At 42.5% G+C, this 22,416-nt stretch carries 22 protein-coding genes and 2 pseudogenes; 11 read left to right on the forward strand and 13 right to left on the reverse strand.

Annotated features, from left to right (window positions below; all coding sequences use genetic code 11):
- Positions 1–199: pseudogene (locus H6G92_RS22140) on the reverse strand (RNA-guided endonuclease TnpB family protein); the annotation flags it as partial.
- A 125-nt stretch (positions 200–324) separates the two neighbouring features.
- On the opposite strand from H6G92_RS22140, the gene H6G92_RS22145 reads away from it, so the two are divergent.
- The 4 genes from H6G92_RS22145 to H6G92_RS22155 all read left to right on the forward strand — a co-directional run bounded on the left by H6G92_RS22145 (position 325) and on the right by H6G92_RS22155 (position 4,923).
- Entirely contained in the window at positions 325–2,418 is a 2,094-nt protein-coding gene (locus tag H6G92_RS22145; protein ID WP_190895766.1) for a prolyl oligopeptidase family serine peptidase, read from the forward strand.
- 135 nt (positions 2,419–2,553) lie between these two features.
- The gene (locus H6G92_RS22150; RefSeq protein WP_190895768.1) at positions 2,554–3,681 is read left to right on the forward strand and encodes an acyltransferase family protein; all 1,128 of its coding nucleotides are present in this window, start codon (positions 2,554–2,556) and stop codon (positions 3,679–3,681) included.
- Positions 3,682–3,689: 8 nt separating this feature from the next.
- On the forward strand, positions 3,690–3,824 hold the full coding sequence (locus tag H6G92_RS40430) for a hypothetical protein (protein ID WP_277926773.1): 135 nt from the start codon (positions 3,690–3,692) through the stop codon (positions 3,822–3,824).
- Between the two features lie 394 nt (positions 3,825–4,218).
- Positions 4,219–4,923, forward strand: a complete 705-nt coding sequence (locus tag H6G92_RS22155) for a CAP domain-containing protein (RefSeq protein ID WP_190895770.1) — start codon at positions 4,219–4,221, stop codon at positions 4,921–4,923.
- 174 nt (positions 4,924–5,097) lie between these two features.
- Here H6G92_RS22155 and H6G92_RS22160 read toward each other — a convergent pair whose 3' ends face one another.
- Complete coding sequence (locus H6G92_RS22160) at positions 5,098–6,480, reverse strand: carotenoid oxygenase family protein (protein WP_190895772.1); 1,383 nt, start codon at positions 6,478–6,480, stop codon at positions 5,098–5,100.
- A 9-nt stretch (positions 6,481–6,489) separates the two neighbouring features.
- Complete coding sequence (locus tag H6G92_RS22165; RefSeq protein ID WP_190895774.1) at positions 6,490–7,056, reverse strand: PadR family transcriptional regulator; 567 nt, start codon at positions 7,054–7,056, stop codon at positions 6,490–6,492.
- Between the two features lie 412 nt (positions 7,057–7,468).
- On the opposite strand from H6G92_RS22165, the gene H6G92_RS22170 reads away from it, so the two are divergent.
- The gene (locus tag H6G92_RS22170) at positions 7,469–7,882 is read left to right on the forward strand and encodes a hypothetical protein (protein ID WP_190895776.1); all 414 of its coding nucleotides are present in this window, start codon (positions 7,469–7,471) and stop codon (positions 7,880–7,882) included.
- A 223-nt stretch (positions 7,883–8,105) separates the two neighbouring features.
- On the opposite strand, the gene H6G92_RS22175 is transcribed toward H6G92_RS22170, so the two are convergent.
- From H6G92_RS22175 to rplU, 4 genes are all read right to left on the reverse strand, one after another.
- Positions 8,106–9,299, reverse strand: coding sequence for an NADH:flavin oxidoreductase/NADH oxidase (locus H6G92_RS22175; RefSeq protein WP_190895778.1), 1,194 nt, complete (start codon positions 9,297–9,299; stop codon positions 8,106–8,108).
- 245 nt (positions 9,300–9,544) lie between these two features.
- Complete coding sequence (locus H6G92_RS22180; protein WP_190895780.1) at positions 9,545–10,261, reverse strand: molybdopterin-dependent oxidoreductase; 717 nt, start codon at positions 10,259–10,261, stop codon at positions 9,545–9,547.
- 429 nt (positions 10,262–10,690) lie between these two features.
- Positions 10,691–10,987, reverse strand: a complete 297-nt coding sequence (gene rpmA / locus H6G92_RS22185) for a 50S ribosomal protein L27 (protein ID WP_099099325.1) — start codon at positions 10,985–10,987, stop codon at positions 10,691–10,693.
- Between the two features lie 30 nt (positions 10,988–11,017).
- Positions 11,018–11,425: a 50S ribosomal protein L21 gene (gene rplU, locus H6G92_RS22190; protein WP_190895915.1), complete on the reverse strand. Its 408-nt coding sequence runs from the start codon at positions 11,423–11,425 to the stop codon at positions 11,018–11,020.
- A gap of 452 nt (positions 11,426–11,877) precedes the next feature.
- Here rplU and H6G92_RS22195 point away from each other — a divergent pair, with 452 nt between their 5' ends.
- Positions 11,878–12,111, forward strand: a complete 234-nt coding sequence (locus tag H6G92_RS22195) for a Nif11-like leader peptide family natural product precursor (protein WP_190895782.1) — start codon at positions 11,878–11,880, stop codon at positions 12,109–12,111.
- A gap of 233 nt (positions 12,112–12,344) precedes the next feature.
- Positions 12,345–13,433: a nucleotidyltransferase domain-containing protein gene (locus tag H6G92_RS22200; protein WP_190895917.1), complete on the forward strand. Its 1,089-nt coding sequence runs from the start codon at positions 12,345–12,347 to the stop codon at positions 13,431–13,433.
- Positions 13,434–13,516: 83 nt separating this feature from the next.
- Here the strand turns inward: H6G92_RS22200 and H6G92_RS22205 are convergent, their stop codons facing one another.
- Entirely contained in the window at positions 13,517–13,813 is a 297-nt protein-coding gene (locus tag H6G92_RS22205; protein ID WP_190895784.1) for a hypothetical protein, read from the reverse strand.
- A 162-nt stretch (positions 13,814–13,975) separates the two neighbouring features.
- Complete coding sequence (gene bchI / locus H6G92_RS22210; protein ID WP_190895787.1) at positions 13,976–15,100, reverse strand: magnesium chelatase ATPase subunit I; 1,125 nt, start codon at positions 15,098–15,100, stop codon at positions 13,976–13,978.
- A gap of 465 nt (positions 15,101–15,565) precedes the next feature.
- Here bchI and H6G92_RS22215 point away from each other — a divergent pair, with 465 nt between their 5' ends.
- The 3 genes from H6G92_RS22215 to H6G92_RS40435 all read left to right on the forward strand — a co-directional run bounded on the left by H6G92_RS22215 (position 15,566) and on the right by H6G92_RS40435 (position 17,488).
- Positions 15,566–16,762: a glycoside hydrolase family 10 protein gene (locus H6G92_RS22215; RefSeq protein ID WP_242059271.1), complete on the forward strand. Its 1,197-nt coding sequence runs from the start codon at positions 15,566–15,568 to the stop codon at positions 16,760–16,762.
- 364 nt (positions 16,763–17,126) lie between these two features.
- Positions 17,127–17,324: a hypothetical protein gene (locus H6G92_RS41345; RefSeq protein ID WP_449289982.1), complete on the forward strand. Its 198-nt coding sequence runs from the start codon at positions 17,127–17,129 to the stop codon at positions 17,322–17,324.
- A gap of 35 nt (positions 17,325–17,359) precedes the next feature.
- Positions 17,360–17,488, forward strand: a complete 129-nt coding sequence (locus H6G92_RS40435) for a hypothetical protein (protein ID WP_277926774.1) — start codon at positions 17,360–17,362, stop codon at positions 17,486–17,488.
- 20 nt (positions 17,489–17,508) lie between these two features.
- On the opposite strand, the gene H6G92_RS22225 is transcribed toward H6G92_RS40435, so the two are convergent.
- The 3 genes and pseudogenes from H6G92_RS22225 to H6G92_RS22235 all read right to left on the reverse strand — a co-directional run bounded on the left by H6G92_RS22225 (position 17,509) and on the right by H6G92_RS22235 (position 20,822).
- On the reverse strand, positions 17,509–18,549 hold the full coding sequence (locus H6G92_RS22225; RefSeq protein ID WP_190895792.1) for an RNA-directed DNA polymerase: 1,041 nt from the start codon (positions 18,547–18,549) through the stop codon (positions 17,509–17,511).
- Positions 18,550–18,762: 213 nt separating this feature from the next.
- Positions 18,763–19,120 (reverse strand): annotated as a pseudogene (avd, locus tag H6G92_RS22230) (diversity-generating retroelement protein Avd).
- Between the two features lie 103 nt (positions 19,121–19,223).
- Positions 19,224–20,822: an SUMF1/EgtB/PvdO family nonheme iron enzyme gene (locus H6G92_RS22235; protein ID WP_190895794.1), complete on the reverse strand. Its 1,599-nt coding sequence runs from the start codon at positions 20,820–20,822 to the stop codon at positions 19,224–19,226.
- 89 nt (positions 20,823–20,911) lie between these two features.
- Here H6G92_RS22235 and H6G92_RS22240 point away from each other — a divergent pair, with 89 nt between their 5' ends.
- On the forward strand, positions 20,912–21,055 hold the full coding sequence (locus tag H6G92_RS22240) for a hypothetical protein (RefSeq protein WP_190895796.1): 144 nt from the start codon (positions 20,912–20,914) through the stop codon (positions 21,053–21,055).
- A gap of 469 nt (positions 21,056–21,524) precedes the next feature.
- On the opposite strand, the gene H6G92_RS22250 is transcribed toward H6G92_RS22240, so the two are convergent.
- The gene (locus tag H6G92_RS22250) at positions 21,525–22,262 is read right to left on the reverse strand and encodes a Ycf66 family protein (protein ID WP_190895798.1); all 738 of its coding nucleotides are present in this window, start codon (positions 22,260–22,262) and stop codon (positions 21,525–21,527) included.
- Between the last annotated feature and the right edge of the window lie 154 nt (positions 22,263–22,416).

The following is a 22,416-nucleotide window of genomic DNA, read 5'->3' on the forward strand; positions in this document are numbered from 1 at the left end:
TCGAGTTGAGGTTATTAGCAAAGGGGAAGTCAGAAGCGAGAACAGCACAATAAGCGCTCAACTCGTACTTCCCAATTCCCTTGTTATCCATCCAGTAGCGAAGACAAGAATTACGGATAAAACGAGCGGTCCGAATTGCTTCATCAAGCTTTTCGTATTGCTCGTTACTACCCTTAAGTTTTGCTTCAAATACAAGCATGGTTACGCTGCTACACTTAGCGTAATTATATCATAAATACGAGCAAAAATCACGAAAAAGCCGTGCTAGAAGCACAGGGCTTTAGATCCAATCTTTCGGTAAAGAAGCACTTTTGACCTGAGATTATGCACTCCTCTAAAAAATCCCTCACTTACCCATCCAGTCACAAGAACAATCAAGTCGATAACTACCACGGTACTTTAATCGCAGATCCTTATCGTTGGTTAGAAGATCCTGACTCTGAAGAAACAAGGACTTGGATTGAGGCACAAAATCAAATTACTTTTGGCTACTTGAGTGAAATTCCTACCAGGGAAAAAATTAAACAGCGCCTCACCAAACTTTGGGATTATGAAAAATATGGTATCCCTTTTAAAGAAGGTGAATCTCTGCAAGACAGTTCTACCGAACGCTACTTTTATTTTAAAAATGACGGACTGCAAAATCAAAGTGTCCTCTACACTCTGAAAACCCTCGACGACCAACCCAAAGTTTTACTCGACCCAAATAAACTTTCAGAAGATGGCACTGTTGCTCTTTCAGGATTATCTATTAGCGAGGATGCTAAACTTTTAGCATATGGTTTATCCGCCTCTGGTTCTGATTGGCAAGAGTGGAAAGTCCGGGATGTCGAAACTGGTGAAGACCTACAAGACCAGTTGAAATGGATTAAATTTTCTGGTGCGTCATGGACACATGATAATCAAGGTTTTTTCTACAGCCGTTACGATGAGCCAAATGAAAAAACTCAATTAGAAGATGTTAACTATTATCAAAAGCTCTACTATCATCAGCTAGGTCAACCCCAATCAGAAGATGTACTGATTTATCATCGTCCTGACCAAAAAGAATGGGGTTTTAGTGGCGGTGTTACTGAAGATGGATGCTATCTAATAATTTCAGTTTGGCTGGGTACTGACTCCAAAAATTTGGTTTTCTCCAAAGATTTGACTAACCCTAATGCTGAAGTCTTAGAGCTAATTAACCAGTTTGAGGCAGATTACAGCTTTATCGACAATGATGATAGCGTGTTTTATTTTCGCACAGATTTAAATGCACCACGGGGAAGAGTTATTGCGATTGACACGAAAAATCCTGCCAAGGAAAATTGGCAAGAAATCATTCCTCAATCAGCAGAAACATTGGAAAGTGTCGGGATACTCAATAACCAATTTGTTGCTGATTACCTCAAAGATGCTCACAGCCAAATTAAAATTTTTGACCTCAAAGGTGCATTTATTCGAGAAGTAGAACTACCTGGACTCGGTTCAGCAAGTGGTTTCGGTGGTAAGCGTCATGATACCGAAACTTTTTATAGTTACACCAGTTTCACTACACCAGGAACTATCTATCGCTACGATATGATAACTGGTAACAGTACTGTTTTTCGCCAGCCAGAGGTAGATTTTAATCCTAACGATTATGAGACAAAACAGGTTTTTTATCAGAGCAAAGATGGTACTAGAGTACCCATGTTTATTACGCACAAAAAGGGCATTAAATTAGATGGAAATAACCCCACTTATCTCTATGCGTATGGTGGTTTTAATAACTCAATGACTCCTGGTTTTTCTGTGAGTCTGTTGGTGTGGATGGAGATGGGTGGTGTCTATGCTATGCCCAATATACGCGGTGGTGGAGAATATGGCGAAGAATGGCATCAAGCAGGAATGAAGGATAAAAAGCAGAATGTCTTTGATGACTTTATTGGCGCAGCTGAGTGGTTAATTGCTAATAAGTATACTAAGACTGATAAGCTAGCGATCGCAGGTGGTAGTAACGGCGGTTTATTGGTGGGTGCTTGTATGACGCAACGTCCCGATTTATTTGGTGCAGCTTTACCAGCAGTCGGCGTGATGGATATGTTGCGCTTCCACAAATTCACCATCGGTTGGGCTTGGACTTCCGAATATGGTTCCCCGGATAATCCAGAGGAATTTCCTGCACTCTATGCCTATTCGCCATTGCAGAATCTCAAACCAGATACAGCTTACCCAGCAACCTTAATTACCACAGCCGATCATGACGATCGCGTTGTCCCTGCTCATAGTTTCAAATTTGCCGCAGCTTTGCAAGAGGCTCACACAGGTGATGCGCCAGTGTTAATTAGAATTGAGACTAAGGCAGGACATGGTGCAGGTAAACCCACAGCTAAAATTATCGAAGAAGCCGCAGACAAATGGGCTTTTTTGGTGCGTACTTTGAATGTTGAAGTTTAAGGGTTGATTTATTTGTGAGTGCGTTAACGCAGTGTAACGCACTACATTTTCTTGATTAGACATATTATAAATTTTGCTTGATTACCTGCATCAGGCGGGGTAGTTTAGATACTCATCTAACATAAAATTCCGCTTATGCGCCTGACTTCACTGGATGTTTTTCGCGGCATTACCATAGCTGCGATGATTCTCGTCAATATGGCGGGAGTCGCAGATGATGTATATCCTCCCTTAGCCCACGCCGATTGGCACGGTTGCACACCAACAGACTTGGTATTTCCCTTCTTTCTCTTCATTGTCGGCGTAGCAATGACTTTCTCGCTGTCAAAATACACCAAAGATAACAAACCAACCTCAGATGTTTACTGGCGTATCTTACGCCGCGCTGCCATTCTCTTTGCCTTAGGCTTGCTACTCAATGGCTTTTGGAATCAAGGTGTTTGGACTTTTGACTTAAATAGTATCCGCATGATGGGAGTATTGCAGCGCATTAGCATTACCTATCTGCTGGCTTCCTTGGTAGTTCTCAACCTTCCGCGTAAAGGGCAATGGATACTTGCAGCAGTGCTACTTATCGGCTACTGGCTAACGATGATGTATTTACCAGTGCCCGATTATGGAGCGGGAATGCTGACGCGAGAAGGTAATTTTGGCGCTTATATTGACCGCCTGATTATTCCCAAAGCACATCTATATAAAGGTGATGGTTTCAACTTTATGGGAGATCCAGAGGGGCTGTTCAGTAGTATTCCCGGTATAGTAAACGTCCTCGCTGGCTACTTCACTGGTCAATGGATACGCAGCCAACCTGTACAGTCACGCACAAGTATAGGTTTAGGATTATTTGGAGTTGCTTGTTTAATTATCGGTTGGGCGTGGGGGTGGATATTCCCCATTAACAAAAAGCTATGGACAAGTTCTTATGTAGTTTTCACCAGCGGTTGGGCTTTACTTTTATTAGCAGCTTGTTATGAACTCATCGAAGTCCGGCTGATACGTCGCTGGAGTAAACCTTTTGAAATTATGGGCTTAAATGCGATCGCACTTTTCGTTCCATCCGTTTTGTTGATTAAAATCTTAGTCAGAACCACTATCGGTACAGGCAAAGACGCTCCCAGTACCTACAATTGGATTTACCAGAATTTTTTCGCATCTTGGGCGGGAGTCTTGAATGGTTCCCTGTTGTTTGCCATAGTCACCGTGTTGTTGTGGTGGGCTGTTGGTGTTCTGATGTATCGGCAACGCTGGTTTCTCAAAGTGTAATAATTGCGATGACCTCCGGTCGGTCGGAGACCATCGCCTACGGCGGGCGCTTGCGCCATCGCAAGGTTTTTAGGTTTGCTACTCTAGCCTACGAGAATGCTGAGAACAAGCGATCGCAAAAACACTTATTTGAGCGGACATGATATAAACTCTGGCTTTTTCTATCAAACGCAAATATGCAAAGTTTTTATTTGCGTTATATTTTGTATTAGCCAATATTCTTAATTATTGTACTTAAAAACAGGCGTAATAAAGTAAAAATTTTTTGTGCTTTACGTTTGGGTGTTAGCTAGGTTACAACAGGTATTAAGTAATCCTTTTTTCACACTCAAGGAACAAAGACGAGCGCAGCATTATCTTTACTCTTGATCAACTTATTTCCGTTCTTCTTAGGGGACTGATCGGAGTTTTGATATCTGGCAAAAAGCCGCTTCTAAAATTCCGAATAAAGAAGCGTCTACAAACTTCTGTGTGTGTTGAAAATTATTATTTCTTCTAATTCACTAAATTAATCCATACAAAATTGTGAGGTTATAAATGCATCGCATTAAATTTTGGGTATTTTTGCCAGCTGCCCTAATTTTCGGCTGCTCAAATCAATTGTTTCAATCTAGTCCGTCTGTGGCAAACTCTAATCCAGCAGTAGTTCAACCAACTAGTCCAACTTTATTAGCAAAGGCGAGTTATCTTTCACCGCTGGAACAACAGGTAATTGTGGAAACAAATAAGGTACGAACAAACCCCAAAGCATACCTTCCAATTATGGAAAACTATAAAAAGCGCTTTGAGGGGAACCGAGTCAAAATTTCTAATAATGCCTATTTGCGAACTCAAGAAGGAGTCAAAGCAGTCAATGAAGCGATCGCATTTTTGAAATCAGCACGTCCTGTAGGAGCATTGAGTGCCTCGAAAGGTATGTCTTTAGGAGCAAGAGACCATGTTAAAGACCAAGGCCCAAAAGGTGCTACAGGTCATGATGGTAGCGATGGTAGCAACCCCTTTAATCGCATTAACCGCTATGGTAGATGGCAAACAACCGCAGGCGAAAATATCAGTTATGGCCCAAACACCGCCCAAGATATTGTCATGCAGTTAATTATTGATGATGGTGTGCCCGATCGCGGTCATAGAAAAAACATTTTTAACGCCGCTTTTAAAGTGTCTGGTGTTGCTTATGGAACCCACAAATCCTATAGAACAATTTGCGTAATTAACTACGCTGGGGGGTATAGGGAACAATAATTTGAGGTGGACAAGGAGAAATAGAAAGAATATATCTAGCAATTAAAAATCGTGGCTACACAAACAGGAGCTACACCTCCGTGGGCTAAGAGAAAATTAAGGTTTTTTAACCAGCGGAGGCGGGTTTTGTCTGTGTAGACGCGGTTTGTAACCGCCCATTTAGCGTTAAGTTGACTATTCCTGTGCAACCCAAGCACCATGAAATCCATAAGGCACTCGTTGAGGAATTATCACCCGCGCTACAGGTTCAGCAGTTACATCTTGGGCATTCACCACTACTAATTCGGAAGTGTTTGAATTCTCATCGTGGACGAAAGTTATAAGCCAACCATCATCCTCAGCAATTGCACCAGGACGCGGCGCAAACACAGCTTCACCGCCATAGCGCCCCTGTCCGAATTCGTGGGTTTGGGACTGTCCATTGCTGAAGTCGTACTTAATGATCCCTTCAAATAAAGGTAGGGGACTATTTGCCATTTTGTTACTGTAGCCATATCGGGTTTTTCGCCCCAACAGATTTTCGTTGACGCGGGGAAATTCTGAAGCTACATCGTCCAACATCTCTTCACGCACTGTCCCCGTACTGAGATTAAATCGCCAGCGATGTAAACGGGGGATATTTCCTTCTGGGTCGAGTTGCGAATCATCAGAACTCAAAACAGTAGTAGAACTCATGCGACAGGCAATAAGGACTACTTCATCTCCCTCTTCGTAAGCATTGAGGGTATGGAAGACGTAGCAAGAGGGACTTTCAAACCAGCGGATATTACTGTTATCACCGTGACGTGGTAGAATGCCAAAACGACTTGGGCGATCGCGCTCAAACATCATAACGGGTTCTCCCCGTTGCGATCGCTCGGCGCTAAAAGTCAGCGGCAAATCCATAAAGATCGTATAGTTTTCAGTGATGGCGAAATCGTGCATCATCACTCCCATTGGCAGGTCAATTGGCACTGTCCGCAACAGTTCGCCTTGGGCTGAGACTACACTATATTGCAGATACGGTGGCACAAACAGAGAGTAGCCAAAGAAGATCATTTCGCCTGTAACCGGGTCTACCTTAGGATGGGCTGTGAAGGCAGAAACTAGTTTGCCATTATAGGTGTACTCACCAATAGTTTCTAATTCAGGAAGCTTGATGGTGTGAGGTTTACCTCCCTCGTTCAGCGCCAACATCTGACCAGCGTGCCACACTAAGGCAGTATTGGCAGTATTTTTGTAGCCACCGTGGGGGTTATCCATTTGTGGTGGTTCTAACAACCCACTCCAGAGAGCCTTACCCGCTTCTCGTTCTTTTTTCCATGCGGCTGTCTGGACGTAGCGGTTACAATATGTAGCTACGCCGTTGCTAATTTGCACACCATGCAACATCCCATCCCCATCAAACCAATGATATTCACCGATGGGTGTCCATTGAGGGTTAGGGCCATTTCGGACAAACATCCCCGATAGGTCAAGGGGTAATTCACCGATGACTAGCAATTTGTCTGTGGTAATTTCTTCATGGATTGGAGCAAAATTGCGATCGAGATACGGATTGACTGCTATTGTTGTCATTGCCTTGATTTATAGAATCTGATAATGTGATGCATATGGTTTTTGGTGACTGATAACATTGATCGCTATCTTCAACCAATTAATATAAGTCTGTTCTCTTCGGATCAACAACTCCAGCACAAGCCTTTGCATCACCTGCTCACGGTTGGCAGACTCATCATCAAGTGATGGCAAATCAATGATTTCACATTCAGCAAGCTTTTTGCTTCGGGCCGCCAATTCTTGTTCCAGTAGGTAAATGATGGTTTCATTCGGCAACTGGTCTGCAAAATGCAACTGGACAAGCATTGGTTCTCGTACAGTCGGTAACGGCTGATGAGTCCCAAGCCATCGGGCAAATTCGGCTTTCCCTGCCTCCGTTACGCTGTAGACTTTGCGGTTAGGGCGATCGTGCTGAATCTCAATCTTACAGGTAATCCAGCCTTGCTCAACTAGCTTATCGAGAGTTCTATAAATTTGTGCCTGGTCAGCTGGCCATAAATAAGCAATGCATTGATCAAAGCAGCTCGTTTTGAGGTCGTAGCCTGTCATTTCTTGCTGCTGAAGAAGACCTAGAATTACATATGCTAGCGACATTAAGACTGTTTTCCCATAATTGATATTTTCTCGATAGGTTCTACACTATGTACTTCTTATAAGTTTATGCTAATATATGAGTAATCAAATATAAGATATAACAGTTATAAAAAGATATGTTAAATGTCATGCGTCTTAAAAAGGATACCGAATACATGAACTGAGATTGGGCAGATGACAATACGGTTCGGATAAGATCCCCCCGCCTGCCGCGATCCCCTTCCCCTTACAAAGAGGGTGAAGAGGAGAAAAAGCCCGCCAATTTATCGGGGGATTGGGCGGATATTCGAGAGACAAACCTGTTAACCGAAACGTATTAGGGCAGTTGTTCGCTACAGTCTATTCGTGATGAATACCGACGCAGAAATTATTTAAGCCATTGAAGACTATCGTAATGAAAGGATGGGTAACATTGACTTCTAACACACTTTCACAAAGAATACGTCAACATCAATATCTGCGTGATTTACGAAACAAATTACTCCACCTTCATAAGATGTTGCTGGAGACAGAACGTATTGCCTACGAACAGGTTAGTGGACGAGTATCAAGCGGAGAACTTCTTCAGCTAGTTATCGCTCATGAACAATTTGCTTGGCTACATCGCATTTCTAAGGTGGTTGTGCAAGTTGATGAAATGCTCGAAGCAGATGAACCGATATCGATGGACGATTTTGAAAAGTTGATTGCTGATGTCCGCACGCTGATTGTACCGTTAGAGACGGGCAACACCTTTGAGAGAAAGTATTACAACGCTCTCCAGCGCGAACCTGCTGCTGTGTTGGCACATGCAGAAATATCAAGATTTCTCACGACTAAGGTTTAAGAGTAGATATGGCAAGACTTGGGGCTTAAACCCCAAGTTCTAATGACCATCAGTTCATTCGACTCTTGCGGGAATACAAAATACCTTGAAAAGGCTACAGCGTTTATCTTGTAGCCTTTTTTCGTGAAAATAGATAGAGCGATCGCTTATTTGAAGCGATCGCCATAATATCATCTGCGGTTAAACACAAATCAATTGCGATCGCAACATCTGCCGTTTAGATTTATTTCCCCTGTCTCCGTTGTTTAACAGCATAGCCGTAGGGCAAAGGCCAGTTTGGTTCCTCATCCAAATGGTAACGGGCATGAATCGACCAATATGGATCGCGGAGCATTTCTCGACCGACGAGAACCAAATCCGCACATCCACAAGTAATTACTTGGTTGGCATACTCAGCCTCCTTTATCATCCCCACAGCCCCTGTTCTAATCCCAGCCTCTTCTCGGATTTTGGCAGCAAAAGGCACTTGATAACCTGTCTGCACGGGAATCCTGGCATGAGGGACTAAGCCTCCTGTGGAAACATCGATTAAATCAACGCCTAATTCCTTTAGTTCACGGGATAATATCACTGACTGCTTGAGATCCCAACCTCCCTCTACCCAGTCGGTAGCAGAGAGGCGCACAAAAAGCGGCATCCCGCTTGGCAGAATCTCTCGGATTCGTCTTGTAACCTCCAGTAACAAACGCATTCGGTTCTCCAACGAACCTCCGTAACGATCTGTTCGTTGATTACTTAGCGGCGAAAGAAAAGAATGCAACAGGTATCCATGAGCTGCGTGGATTTCGATAATCTGAAAGCCCGCTTGAAGGGCACGCTGCGCTGTGGCAACAAAGGCTTCAATCACCTCTTCAATCCCAGCCTCATCGAGGGGTATGGGAACGGGGCCGCCCTCTTGAAACGGAATTGGGCTTGGCCCGACTACCGGCCAACCGCCTTCTTCAGGTGTTAACGGTGTACCACCCAGCCAGGGAACATTGCAACTCGCCTTTCGGCCAGCATGGGCTAATTGAATCCCTGCGATCGCTCCTTGTTGGCGAAGAAAGCGGACAATGCGAGCTAGTGGCTCGATGTGCATATCGTCCCAAAGACCAAGGTCACCGGGGGTGATTCGTCCTTGGGGTGTCACGGCTGTCGCTTCGACTACAATCAGGTGAGTGCCTCCAGTAGCCCGACTCCCCAAATGGACAAAATGCCAATCATTTGCGAATCCATTCTCTGCCGAGTATTGACACATTGGTGACATCGCTATGCGATCGGGCAGGGTGATATCTCGAATTTTCAGTGGACTAAACAAGTCAACTTCCGGGACATCCGAATCGTGCAGACTCGTTGATTGACAACCGGGGGAATCTATGAATTCTAATTCGGTCTGGGCTGGAGATGATGGCAAGGTACTTAGTTTCTCTGTAGTCATGCTGTTACTTTTCCGTGCTTTGTGGACTAAAACTCGTGTCCGAGTTAGCTCGTCAAAATCAATTCTGGATAGGGAGTTTCAGATATTGGGTGTCCGATTTTTTGTGACTTACCAAAGGATTTTTAACTAATCCCCGTAATTCCCCATCCCTCTATAGTGTAGAAATGTAAGGAACTTCCACATAAAAAAACATCCCATTGCCAAGGGACAAGAATGACAAGGTAAAATTTTCTTTCCCAGCTCCCTTATAGCCCAGCAAACCACTCATAGCCCTGATCCTCCCAATAGCCTTTACGAGGTAACAAATTGCTGACGAATGTAATTTGAGTCACCCACTTGCTTTGCTTGTAGCCAAGTTTAATTGGGGATGCTAGGCGCATAGGTGCACCATTATCAACTGATAAAGGTTGTCCATTTTTTTGATAAGCCATGAGAGTTTGGGGATGTACAGCAGAGGCAATATCCCAGCTTTCATAGTAGCCATCCGCAGATTTGAAGTAGACATAGCGGACATTTGACTTAGGCTGTACCAGCGCTACTAAGTCTCGCAATCGCACACCTCCCCATTGAGCGATCGCAGCCCAGCCTTCAACACAGACATGGCGAATTACCATTGAAGTCAAGGGAAGTTTTTGAATATCTGCCATGCTCAATTGTATCGGGTTACTAACCTCGCCATCAATCTTCAGGCGAAACTGCGCCGGATCAATTTGCGGGGTGAAGTCAAAGGTATTAATCAGCAATTTGTCTGGTTCTATGGCACTGACAGGAAATTCAGGTACAGGTTTTTGAGTTAGCAGGAGTGCTTCAAGACTTTGGTTTAGTGGCTCAGATATTTGCCGCAGATTATCTGAGAACAAACTTGTTCCACAGCCACCTAAAAGAAAGCCTACGCCTGAAAGTCCAGATACTTGCAGTAAGCGACGACGGGATAAAGTGCGTTTGGGAAGAATCAGACTCATAGAACCTCTACAGGAACATAGATTTAATTAGACGGATGCTTCCTACCTTCAGGGCAAGTAAGAAATGAGCAATTGTAAATAGTATGACAGTGATAAAGTCACTAGACCCAGAAGACCACATCGCCTAATCCACAAAGTTTCAGAACCAACAATATCTCTGGCTGGCTATCCTAAACTTTGGAACATCTAGTGCAATCATCCGAAAGCTGACAAAAATTGGTACCTAAGGCTTGATATGCGATGCCTATGACGGCAAGCTACGCAATCCAATTTCTGTATGTAATATTTTATTATTGAAGAATATCTGCGCTTTGATGCTTCTGATACTAATCCATGCGCGACACAGGAACAAAGCGACTTTTAAGCAACCGCTGGGACATCCCAGCCCTAACTAGCGATTAGGGTGGGCACTTTTCCCACCCAAACACTCTAACTTGCTACTGCCTCAGCAGGGGCTGCCTCAGCAGCAGTTATGGGTAAATAAACACTAACCTTTTTACGGGTTTTGCCCTTTCTCTCAAACATTACAACACCGTCGATTAAGGCAAACAGAGTGTCATCGCTACCAATACCGACGTTGTTACCAGGGTGGAATTTGGTACCACGCTGACGCACGAGAATGTTTCCTGCACGCACAACTTGACCGCCATAACGCTTTACACCCAGACGTTGGGCATTAGAATCACGACCGTTGCGTGTACTACCTGTTCCTTTCTTATGAGCCATGATTTCCTCTTGTGTATCTTCTCTTTATTATTATTCAGCAGCGGTTTCAACTTCTTCGGCAGGAGTCTCATCTAAAACGGGGGTTTCCTTCTCCGGTGCTTCTTGGGCAGCAAACACTGCACCGTTAAGAGTGATGGAGTCAATCATAAGTCTGGTAATTTCCTGACGATGCCCCCGCTTTTTGCGGGTTTTCTTTTTGGGCTTCATCTTGTATACCAGAACTTTACGACCCCTGTAATGTCGCATTACAGTCCCTTCTACAGTCGCACCTGTCACTAGTGGCTGTCCAATGGTGACTTCACCATCGTGCTGCACGAGTAATACAGCGTCTATTGTAACTTTTTCATCTGGTTCGGTCGGAAGCAGTTCAATATCGTAAAACCGCCCTGGCTCTACTCGTATTTGTTTGCCGCCAGTTTCAATAATCGCGTAGGTCATGGAATTGTCCTTGAGGTTGCCGTACAGGTAGCTGGTTTTTATCTCGTGTAGAGAGGCTTTTGCCAGCTTTTGTAATATGTCTACCTGATCCGAGCAGGAATTAGACAGACAATCTAACATACTATTTTATTAACAGGTGTCAAGTCAAGCTTTCATTTGCTAAAAATCGTCATGGCTGAATTATCCACGCGAAAAATGTAAAATGCATTTGCAATTCAAAATCAATCTTATTTAGATAAATACAGCTTCCCTCTTAGGGCTTAATTCTAAAAATTAGCAGAAACATTTAAAATAAAACTTATATTTTCTTATCAGAATCTACACATTTTTATTCTTTGTTTTAAAATTAAATTTACACACTTAATCTAAAGGTTATTCACAGAATTTAGTGAATCCACAGGAATCAGATTAATACATTCAAACCTGATATTTAAAACAGGAGACAGACTGTCATGACACAGGAAAATGCTACCCGACTTTTTCAAGCCGTAAAACAAGATCAAGCATTACAGCAAAGACTCAAAGCAACAGACGATCCAGAAGCCTTCATTAAGATTGCTCAAGAGCGTGGCTATGATTTCAGTGTCGAAGAACTAGACAGTGAAATCAACAAATTGTCTGAAGAAGATTTAGCTGCCATTGTCAATCCAGGATGGGGGACTAGACGGCACATTAATCCTAGATAATTCCTTTTCTAGGAAACCGAAAGTATCAAAACAACTGAATTGACAAGTTTTGCTCCTCAAGGGGATATCGTTGCATCATCTCCTTTAGGGGCATTTCTGTTAAACTAAGCAACTCTTGGTATTAGTCATTGCTCATTGGTCATTTATTCTTCTTCTCCTCCTCTACATCCTCATTCCCCACTTCCCACCTGCTTAACTCATGAGTTAGGATGACTATATTTTATTCAGGTGATATGGAAAGAATAGAAGTTGAGCAAAGAACTATTTTAATTGGTTTGGCAGGTAGCCACGGCTATGGTTTAAATCGTCCTGATTCAGACTTTGATTATCGGGGAGTATTTATCGCACCCAAAAGGTATTACTTAGGATTTGATCGCATAGAACAAAAGGATACTGGTTGGGATGAACCAGGAATATTTCCATTCATTGATGGCAACAAAGACACAGTTATATATGAATTAAGAAAAATCCTTCAGTTATTAGCGGGCGCTAATCCCAATGTTTTAGAATTGCTGTGGTTAAGTAACTATCCTTTTTTAAGCGCAGTCGGACAGCATTTAATTAATCATAAGCAGTTATTTTTGAGCAAGAAAGTAAAACATACTTACACTGGTTATGCCTTTGCCCAAATCAAAAAGATGGAAACTCATCGAAAATGGTTGTTAAAACCACCGCAAAAAAAGCCAATACCATCTGACTTCGCTATAGAAGACGAAGCACCCCTCAGCAAAGATGAGTTAAATGCTTTTCTGGAATATCTTTATAACTTAATCAGAGGACGGATTGAGTTTTTGGAAGAAGCGGAACAACTATACCAATTGCTGACAGCAGATATTGATTTTAAAGGCGTGTTGAAACAATACACTTTGCCAGATGAAACTTTGGAATATACCCAAAAGTTAACTAATAGCCGTAAAGATTTTATCCGCCTGCTTCAGAAAAGCCAAAGTTATCAAATAGCTTTAAGAGAATGGAAGGCTTACTTATCTTGGCAGGAAAATAGGAATCCAGCTAGAGCAGAAATGGAAAGAAAATCGGGTTTTGACCTCAAACATGGAATGCACTGCATTAGATTGTTACGCAGTGGAGTAGAAATATTGCGGCGGGGTGAAGTGATTGTAGATAGGAGAATAGCTGGTGATTTTGAGGATTTAAAAGCTATTTTAAAGGGTGAATATTCTTATGAGCAGGTGATGAAAATGGCAGAAGATTTGGTCACCGAAATGGAAATTGTTTATGATCAATCTGCCTTACCTCACAAACCTGATTTGGAGCAAATCAATGATTTGTGTATGGAATTGGTGGAAATGCGGAATTGGTAATTGAAAAGAGACGCGATTAATCGCGTCTGTACATGAGTTAGGAGAGACACGATTAATTTCTCATTCATAACTCCTAACTAATTTTATAGAGTGTACATTAAGTCAGCAAAGCCATAGAGGCTGATGATAAGCAATAGCGATGCTGTTAGTTGGGTAATTCGTGTCTGAGGTGAGGGGGCGATCGCTTCTCGCACTAAGATGGAAATAGATGCCCCAACTACTAAGCTCAAGCCTAAAATTAAATAGGGTATATCCGGTAAAATACTGGCTATTGCCAGCATAGCGATTGCTAATAAAAGCATCAATAATTCTACAAACCTGGGCGGGTTGTATTGGCTAGATAAAATAAAGCTGTTGAACCAAAAAGACCAAAATCTCATAGTGAGTGTTGAGTTAGGAGTTAGGAGTTAGGAGTTATATAGTCAGTGTTGAATGCTGAGTTAGGAGTTGTGAGTTATATACTCAGTCTTGAGTGAGGAATTAAAGTTGTGAGTTATAAAGCAGCTTTCCATTCAAAACTCCTAACTCCTCACTCTTAACTTTTAACCCCTAGCCCCTAACTTTTGACCTGTGCCGTTCTTTTGTGCAGCATCACTTTCTGGTAGTTCGACACCAAAGACGCGGCTAAAAACTTTGGCGACTTTGTAGCCAGAATCAATCGATTCTAAGGGGTCTTTCCGCAGCCTGTGACGCAAGCATAGCGTAATTACGCGGTGGATATCATCAACCGTAACTTCAGTACGTCCTTCGTATGCTGTTAAGGCTTTGGCGGCGCGGTTACTAACAATGTCACCCCGCAAACCATCTACATCCAGTTCTGAGCAGACTTCAGAAATTTTTACCCGCAGATCATAGTCAAGCTTCACTTCTGGCAAAAGCTGTTGAGCATTGACAATTTGCTGTTGCAATGCTTCTTGCTGGGGTTTGTACTTTTCGAGAAACACTAGAGGATTTTGGTCAAAATCCGCCCGTTGTTCCACGATTTGCACCCGCAAGGCTGGTTCTTTTACGGTGTGAATTTCTGCGTGCATCCCAAAGCGATCGAGCAGTTGCGGGCGTAGTTCGCCTTCTTCCGGGTTTCCAGAACCCACAAGAACGAAACGCGCTGGGTGACGGATAGAAATACCTTCCCGTTCTACAGTGTTCCATCCACTCGCGGCGGAATCTAGTAGCACGTCTACGAGGTGGTCATCTAGTAAGTTGACTTCATCCACATAAAGAATGCCCCGGTTAGCCTTTGCCAGAAGTCCCGGTTCAAAGGCTTTGACACCTTCAGATAAAGCTTTCTCAATGTCGATTGTGCCACAAACTCGGTCTTCTGTAGCTCCTAGCGGCAGGTCTACCATTTGGACTTTTTTGTGAGCTATAGGAATTTCCGCCCCTTGTTCTAACAGTTGGCGGACTTCATCGCTCATCAAGTCGGGGTCGCTAGGATCGCTACTGAAGGGGTCATTGGCAACCACAGAAATTTCTGGCAGCAGATCCGCCAGCGCCCGGATAGTTGTGGATTTCCCGGTGCCGCGATCGCCCATGATCATTACACCACCAATTTTGGGGTCAATCACGTTCAATAGGAGCGCCAGTTTCATTTCTTCCTGGCCCACAATTGCCGTAAAAGGAAATACCACGCGACGCGCACTTGCCGTGGATTGAGCAGTTGGACTCACTAAATTACCTTAACAATATTTTTCTTATTACAGTTCTCTATTGTGACACAGGTGGGGTGTGGGGGAGTGTGAAGATCGGGAGCAGGGGGCAGGGGGAGCAAGGGACAAGGAGGACAAGGAGGACAAGGGGGAATTATTGAACAAGTCTCTTCCTTGTCTTCCCCCTCTCCCTTGTCTATTCTCTATGCCGAATGCCTTATGCCCCATTCCCCACGCCCAATGCCCTATTCCCCATACCAATATCTATTGGGCAATTGGGCACAAATGCCTACTTGCTGCGTCAACTATCTTAAATATTGTCTGCTTTAGTTTTTCTGGTGCAAAAGTTCCATAAGCAGGGAACGAACAACTACCAACTCATCAATCCTGTAGTAAGCATAAATACTTGTAGACTATATGGTTAGTAGATTCAATTGTAAAAGCGAGCAATGGCGTGTGTGGGTAGCTAATGCATCATTCAAATCTATGAAATCACCTTTTATTGTTCAAACTTGGCGGCGACTACTCAAGTCTCTTTTTCCGGTTCTCATTTTAATATCCTTTTTTACCGTATTACTGGTGGACAGTTTCACCCCTGCCGTCGCACAGTTACCCCGTCAGGAAATTCGCGGGGTTTGGATGACCAACAATGATTTTGACACTCTCAAAAATCGGGACAAAGTGCAAGATGCGGTGAGTCAATTACGACGGCTGAACTTTAACACAATCTATCCTGTGGTTTGGAATTCTGGCTATGTAATGTACCCTAGTGCGATCGCACAACGTGCAGGTATTCAACCTTTTGTCTACAAAGGTTCAGATGGACATGATATTCTTGCAGACCTGATTAACCAAGCCCATCGCAAAGGATTGCTAGTAATTCCCTGGTTCGAGTTTGGTTTTATGGCTCCCCCAACCTCAGAATTGGCAATGAATTATCCTGATTGGTTCACACAGAAGCGGGATGGTAGCCAAACTTCAATCAGTGCGGCGGGTGAGGTGATGTGGCTCAACCCGTTCCATCCAAAAGTGCAACAGTTTATCACTAATCTAGTGTTAGAAACTGTTACCCAATATGATGCCGATGGCATTCAGTTTGACGATCACATGAGTTTGCCTCACGAATTTGGTTACGACCAATATACAGTTGCTTTGTACACCAAAGAAACCAAAAATGCTCCCCCAAATAACCCCCAAGATGCGGCATGGGTCAAGTGGAGGGCAGATAAAATTACAGCGTTCATGGTACAACTTAACCAAGCTGTGAAGCAGAGAAGACCCCAGGCGATTTTCTCTGTTTCTCCTAATTACTATGATTTTGCTTACAAGTTTCACCTGCAAGATTGGCTGGGTTGGATGCGGCAAAATATTGTGGACGAGTTAATCGTGCAAATTTATCGTCCGGATCTGCAAAGTTTTGTGGCTAATATTTCCCGCCCAGAAATTCAAGAAGCACAACAAATAATTCCAACTGGAATTGGCGTTATGACAGGGTTACGAAATAATCCAGTTCCTATGCAGCAAATTAAGTCTCAGGTGCGGGCTGCTCAAGAACGCGGTCTAGGCATAACTTTCTTTTATTATGAAAGTCTTTGGAACGATGCTCTAGAACCTTTAAATGAGCGGCAAGCTGGATTTGCAACTCTATTTCGGTCTCCCGCGCTCCGCGCCAAAGTTGAATAACTTTTCTGTTCAAGATTATGTTATGGCTAGTAAGGGCATGGCATTGCTATGCCCCTACGATCATCTAGATTATGTATCGGGGTTTTCGTGAATTGGTATAAGGTTTTTGCACCTAATGTTAGTGCCTTGCCTGTTGCAAAAGCTGAGATTCCCGGCTTATTGTAAAAGTCGAGAATCTTGTTATAACCGCTTCAGATGTGTACTTCTATCCATTCTGAATTAGCTTTTGAAATTAACTCTAAAATTAGATGAATCGGACAACTGTTCGACCTTGCAGCCTACCAAGCTATCCGACTCGGTTTTATATTCGGAAGTCGTCATCAACCTCACTGGATTAGGCCTGGACTCTTTTTTGGTACGCCCGATGAATTCCCATTCACCAGTTCTGACACAAAAGAGTACTGCCACGAACCAACACAACCCGAAAACCCACGTTGTTGTTACGATTGTCACGCGCGTTATAGTTGCGATACGCCGAGCGGCAATTCCTGGGATTGTTGTTCCACGAACCACCACGCAGCAGCCGGTGTCGCCTACCCCATTATTTAGATTAACACGATAGACTCGCAATACTGTTTGGTTAAGACAAGAGACGCGATGAATCGCCGTCTCTACAATAATCAGTCTTTTGTCTTGGCGGCAATTTATCGCGTCTTTGTGATCTATAATTTTCATCAAAAAACCTTAACCGAACCGTATTGGATAGGCTCGGAACTAAAAAATTGACTTACAATATTTTCTAATTGCTAAGTAATAAATATTTGCTGGCGTAGTTGCCATGTATCACCATACTTTAAGTGGGCAACCCAACTCTGCATTGATTGGGATATTTTTTCATATTCAATTTTTCCTTGATCGTATTCCCAAAGCATTTTTCGTAATCTTTTTCTTGCCAGACGCAGATTATCACTGCGTACCCGAATCCGGTCTGGTAAAATGCGAAATCCAACAAAATTAGCTCCGTGTTTTGTTTCAAACAATTGGCTTTTTATTGGATGAATTTTAACTCTTAAACCAGCAAGATATTCCTCTATTCTGATTCTGGCGTTTTGCAAAAATACTTTGTCATCTGAAAATAAGGCAAAATCGTCTACATAACGAATATATTGAGATGCTTTTATTTGTTCTTTAACAAAATGGTCAAAGCTATTTAGATATATATTTGCAAAAAATTGGCTGGTTAGATTGCCAATTGGTATACCATGTCTTCTTTCGAGAGGTGTGAGTAAATCATCTCCAGTAAAATAATTAAGTACTAGTTCTTGATGATTACTGCTATCAATAATGATATTAATTAACCAGAGTGTGTTAGGACATTTAATTTTATGATATATCTGTGATTTCAATATTTCATGGTCGATACTAGGAAAATATTTACGAATATCAGCTTGCAGAACATAACGGCTGGAACGAGCAAATTTAGTAAAACGATGTAAAGCGCGATGAGAGCCAAATCCAACACGATTGGCGTAGGAATCGCTGATAAATGTGCGTTCAAATATGGGAACAATGATGTTACAGAGAGCATGATGTACAACTCTATCACGATAAGGAGCGGCTGAAATTATTCGCGGTTTGGGTTCAAAAATTTGAAATGTGGTGTAGTTTCCAGGAGAGTATGTTTTTAACTGTAATTCTTCTTGCAATTGAAATAATTCTTGCTCTAGATTGTAGTTAAACTCTAAAACATTTTCGCGAAAACGTTTACCCCGTTGTGCTTGCTGGGCGGCTGATAGTAAATTTCCAAATGCTATAATTTCATTCCAGAGATTCCCGTATTTTTTCATCAATTTAACCCAGGTTCGCCCCTGGCATTGTAGCTGCACTTTCTAACAAGTTGTTTGCAAAGTGTTTCGCTGTGACTTTAGGAACTTTTAGATCCCCCCTAACCCCCCTTAAAAAGGGGGGAACCGGAATTAATCAAAGTCCCCCTTTTTTAAGGGGGATTTAGGGGGATCTCCAAGGGTTAGGTGTATACAAAAACAGTTTTCAGACATCCTCTAATCGCTAGGTATAATTGCCTTGATTTTTTGCTGTTTTATCCATCCACCCAAATCAGTGCCAATATCATTTAAAAGTTTTTGAGCATATTCATAACGCTCTGTCTTAATTAAGTCAAATTCTAAAAGTAGGCGAGTTTGATAGCGTAAAATATCTAGTTTACTATTCAATAATTCTAAATGGGCTAATTTCTGTTTAGCATACCGTGCTATGATTCAGAATATCTAATAAATTGTATAGTTCTGTAATAATTCGATTTCCTAGCAAAAACTTATGATCTCTAGGAAGCCGATTTAAAATTGGCACATACCACTTGATTAAATCGTAAGTTTTTTGTATTATTGGTAAATCACTCATCCATGCAAAATTTGAAAAAAAAATGATCGCGCAGAGCGCGAGACATTAAGAAGGGTAAAGAAATAAAGAGCAGAGTGCTAAAGGGCAAGAGTATAAAGGGCTACTAAGTCCTGCCACGAACCAACACAACCCGAAAACCCACGAAGTTGATACGAGAGCCACGCGCGTCATAGCGGCGACACGCCGAGCGGCAATTCCTGGGAGAGCTGCCCCACGAACCACCACGCAGCAGCCGATTTTGATTATCAACTAACCAAGCGCTTCCGTCTTTTGGCGCTCCTTTATAATTTTCGTGCCACTCATCCTGACACCATTCCCATATATTACCATGCATATCAAATAAACCAAAGGGGTTAGCAGGAAATTTCCCCACATCTGTTGTTTGCTGACGATATTCACCCTTTGGGGCAGAACCATAAGTATAATTACCGTCGTAATTCGCTAAATCCGTTGTAATCGTTTCGCCAAAATAAAACGGTGTAGTCGTTCCCGCACGACAAGCATATTCCCATTCTGCCTCACTGGGTAAGCGATAGGTTTTCTCAGTCTTTTTAGATAGCCTAGCGCAAAACTCAATTGCATCATCCCAAGAAACCTGTTCAACAGGTCGATTAGCACCTTTAAAATTGGTTGGTTCGGGATTTAAATCAATATTAACCTTGGGTAAATCAGCAACGGCTTTCCATTGGCTCTGAGTTACCGTAAATTTCCCCATAAAAAAGGGTTGAATGGTGACAGAGTGCTGTGGACTTTCATCGCCACTTCTTTCTGGCTCACTCTCTGGCGAACCCATGATAAATTTACCACCCGGAATTGCAACCATTTCCAAAACTACGCCATTACCCAAGTCTTCTGTAGCAAACTCGGTTTGTCGTTTTTGATACTCTATTTCTTGTTCTTTTTTTAAGCGAACTACATCCACATCTTTAAGCAGATAATATTTCTGCAATGTCTCTAATTCAGCTTCAGTTTTTTCACCCAATGGATATCCCTGTTCATCTACAACCCTTGTCAAGTATTGCTTGTATTTATCTAGATTTTTCTTATATATTCCGTAAGGCTCTAATGCTTTTTCTCGAGATGCAATGTCTTCTTTATCTGTTAATTTTAACTTTTCTTGTAAATCTTCTAATATATAAGATTCCACAGAAGAAATCTCGCCATCAGACGCAAATTCCTCAGCCTTTTGAAGATACTCAGCTATAGCGGCTTCCTTCCTTACCCGCTGTTGTTCACGTTCCTTAATTAGTTGTTCAGCCGCAAACTTAATTCCCTGAGCTACATTCGTGAATGCATCATCTTGATTACTCCAAGACTTAATAGGTTGAGCATTTTTGGGCAGAGCTTGTAGTTTAGCAAATGGTGCATCTTGCCAAAAAACGTTTCGCAGAATAATTGGAATGACACAAGCCTCCCCATTTGCGTGGCGTTCTATTGCTTTGGTAACTTCAACATCCCAGCAGTATTTAGAAAATATAAAGTCTGAACTGACTAGTAATAAAATGATATCGGCTGTATTTAAATTTTCATTAATCTGCTGATCCCATTCTTTTCCAGGTGGTATTTTGCGATCGTGCCAAGTTGAAGTTATACCTTGGCGTTCCAACATCGTCAGGTGTTTAGCCAGTTCATCCTTTAGGGGTTCGTCGTTGTGAGAATAGGAACAAAACACCTTGAGTGGTTCCAACGAAACATCTGCCATTTTGCGTCTTCAGGGGTAGTATAAATTACGCTTCTCACAAATTATAGTATTTTTGCCTGATTTCCTTGATAAAATAACCGCGATCGCCAGTGCAACTCTTCATCTCGTCGTCTAAACCCGGAGATATGGTATTGCGATCGCTATTCTATTTTGATGGTATTGCGATCGCTTATAGCATAGAAGGCGAGGCTTTTTCTGGTATTGCGATCGCTGTATTCTTTTATATATTTTGATGGTGCTGCGATCGCTGCATAAAATCGATAGGGTAACTTTTATCAAAAATCTATTCATCGTTCACATCTGCAAATATAGATTTTAAATCTCGATAACCGCTAATTACCCGCACAATCACAACACTATCTTCAAAAACTCGATAAAAAATAATGTAGCCATACATTTACTGGCAGACGAATTGTTGAAGGAATCAAGTTTAGTTCCATCGGATGCTGAGGACAAAGTAGCAAGTCTTGGTTTATATGATTCTTTTGAAGCTGCTGCGGTTTGAGCGAAGGCATTAGCAGAAGAAAAAGCGGCAACACATGGTTGAGAAAGTTAGATTTGCATTTACTGAGGTAAACCCAGATTAGCGTTTGATGTGTGCTTCTATCGTTCGGAATTAGCATTTGAAATTAGCCCTAAAATAGCCTGATGGAAATAGTGAAACCCAACATCATATTAAGTTAACGTTGGGTTTCACAGCATTCAACTAGCTTGATTAGGCGGTATTTCTTCAGGTGGTGCTTCCGCTGGGGGAGCGAGTACCGCATCCGGCGCAATTTCTTCTACGGGAATCGGTTGCTTATCCTCAGTTTCCGCATCTGGTTGCGCTGCTTCCACCAATTCAGGAGATGGGGGATGTGGTGGAATCGCTTCCGGTACACTCTCGGTTTTTGCTTCGGTGTCAGTCGTAACTGTCTCCTCTGCTGGTTTTTCTGGTATAGGAGTAGTTTTATCGATAATCTCAACAGCAGGTTTCTCTGCCAGAACAGAGGTAATGTCTTCAGGTCTGGGGGTTGTGGGTGTTTTTTTGCTAACAGTCTGTTGCACCTTATCTTTCACGCCACTGAAGGTGCTACCAAGACCTTTTTGCAACTGGCCCAGCTGTTCCTGAAGGGACAATTTATTTACCTGTTCCTGAATGCCAGTTTTCACCGTCTCAGGACTAGGTACTTGGGTTTGTTGTGCCTGCGGGGTTAGTTGGCGACGTAATGATAGAGTTTGCCAGCCAAACCAAACTAAAAGAGCCACACTAGCCACATGACCCAGCAACAAACCCCCAGTAATACGTGGTGCAAACACCCATAAGACTAAAGCGTAGAAAAGTCCTACACCACTCCAGATAAAGTCATTCTTGCGGTGGATTTCTGGGAAAAAGAAAGCTGCTATATAGATGGCTAAACTACCAAGACCGACCACCAAAGCTAGGACAAATGCCAGCATTATTTGGTTACTCCTTACTGCGTCCTTTGACTATTTAAATTTTGCAAATTTTGCCAGTCAATTGTTGATTTAGATACAAATTAAAATTAATTATCCGTGTTAGTTGTGGATTTTTGCCCTTTATTCAAGTCTTAAGGTCTTCTTTAGGGGAGAA

It is taken from the genome of Nostoc foliaceum FACHB-393 (assembly GCF_014698505.1).
GTDB lineage: Bacteria > Cyanobacteriota > Cyanobacteriia > Cyanobacteriales > Nostocaceae > Nostoc > Nostoc foliaceum_A.

Coding starts and splice junctions, on each gene's coding strand:
- H6G92_RS22145 (WP_190895766.1), top strand. CDS start 325: ATGCACTCCTCTAAAAAATCCCTCACTTACCCATCCAGTCACAAGAAC.
- H6G92_RS22150 (WP_190895768.1), top strand. CDS start 2,554: ATGCGCCTGACTTCACTGGATGTTTTTCGCGGCATTACCATAGCTGCG.
- H6G92_RS40430 (WP_277926773.1), top strand. CDS start 3,690: ATGACCTCCGGTCGGTCGGAGACCATCGCCTACGGCGGGCGCTTGCGC.
- H6G92_RS22155 (WP_190895770.1), top strand. CDS start 4,219: ATGCATCGCATTAAATTTTGGGTATTTTTGCCAGCTGCCCTAATTTTC.
- H6G92_RS22160 (WP_190895772.1), bottom strand. CDS start 6,480: ATGACAACAATAGCAGTCAATCCGTATCTCGATCGCAATTTTGCTCCA.
- H6G92_RS22165 (WP_190895774.1), bottom strand. CDS start 7,056: ATGTCGCTAGCATATGTAATTCTAGGTCTTCTTCAGCAGCAAGAAATG.
- H6G92_RS22175 (WP_190895778.1), bottom strand. CDS start 9,299: ATGACTACAGAGAAACTAAGTACCTTGCCATCATCTCCAGCCCAGACC.
- H6G92_RS22180 (WP_190895780.1), bottom strand. CDS start 10,261: ATGAGTCTGATTCTTCCCAAACGCACTTTATCCCGTCGTCGCTTACTG.
- rpmA (WP_099099325.1), bottom strand. CDS start 10,987: ATGGCTCATAAGAAAGGAACAGGTAGTACACGCAACGGTCGTGATTCT.
- rplU (WP_190895915.1), bottom strand. CDS start 11,425: ATGACCTACGCGATTATTGAAACTGGCGGCAAACAAATACGAGTAGAG.
- H6G92_RS22195 (WP_190895782.1), top strand. CDS start 11,878: ATGACACAGGAAAATGCTACCCGACTTTTTCAAGCCGTAAAACAAGAT.
- H6G92_RS22200 (WP_190895917.1), top strand. CDS start 12,345: ATGGAAAGAATAGAAGTTGAGCAAAGAACTATTTTAATTGGTTTGGCA.
- H6G92_RS22205 (WP_190895784.1), bottom strand. CDS start 13,813: ATGAGATTTTGGTCTTTTTGGTTCAACAGCTTTATTTTATCTAGCCAA.
- H6G92_RS22215 (WP_242059271.1), top strand. CDS start 15,566: ATGAAATCACCTTTTATTGTTCAAACTTGGCGGCGACTACTCAAGTCT.
- H6G92_RS41345 (WP_449289982.1), top strand. CDS start 17,127: ATGAATTCCCATTCACCAGTTCTGACACAAAAGAGTACTGCCACGAAC.
- H6G92_RS40435 (WP_277926774.1), top strand. CDS start 17,360: ATGAATCGCCGTCTCTACAATAATCAGTCTTTTGTCTTGGCGGCAATT.
- H6G92_RS22225 (WP_190895792.1), bottom strand. CDS start 18,549: ATGAAAAAATACGGGAATCTCTGGAATGAAATTATAGCATTTGGAAAT.
- H6G92_RS22235 (WP_190895794.1), bottom strand. CDS start 20,822: ATGGCAGATGTTTCGTTGGAACCACTCAAGGTGTTTTGTTCCTATTCT.
- H6G92_RS22250 (WP_190895798.1), bottom strand. CDS start 22,262: ATGCTGGCATTTGTCCTAGCTTTGGTGGTCGGTCTTGGTAGTTTAGCC.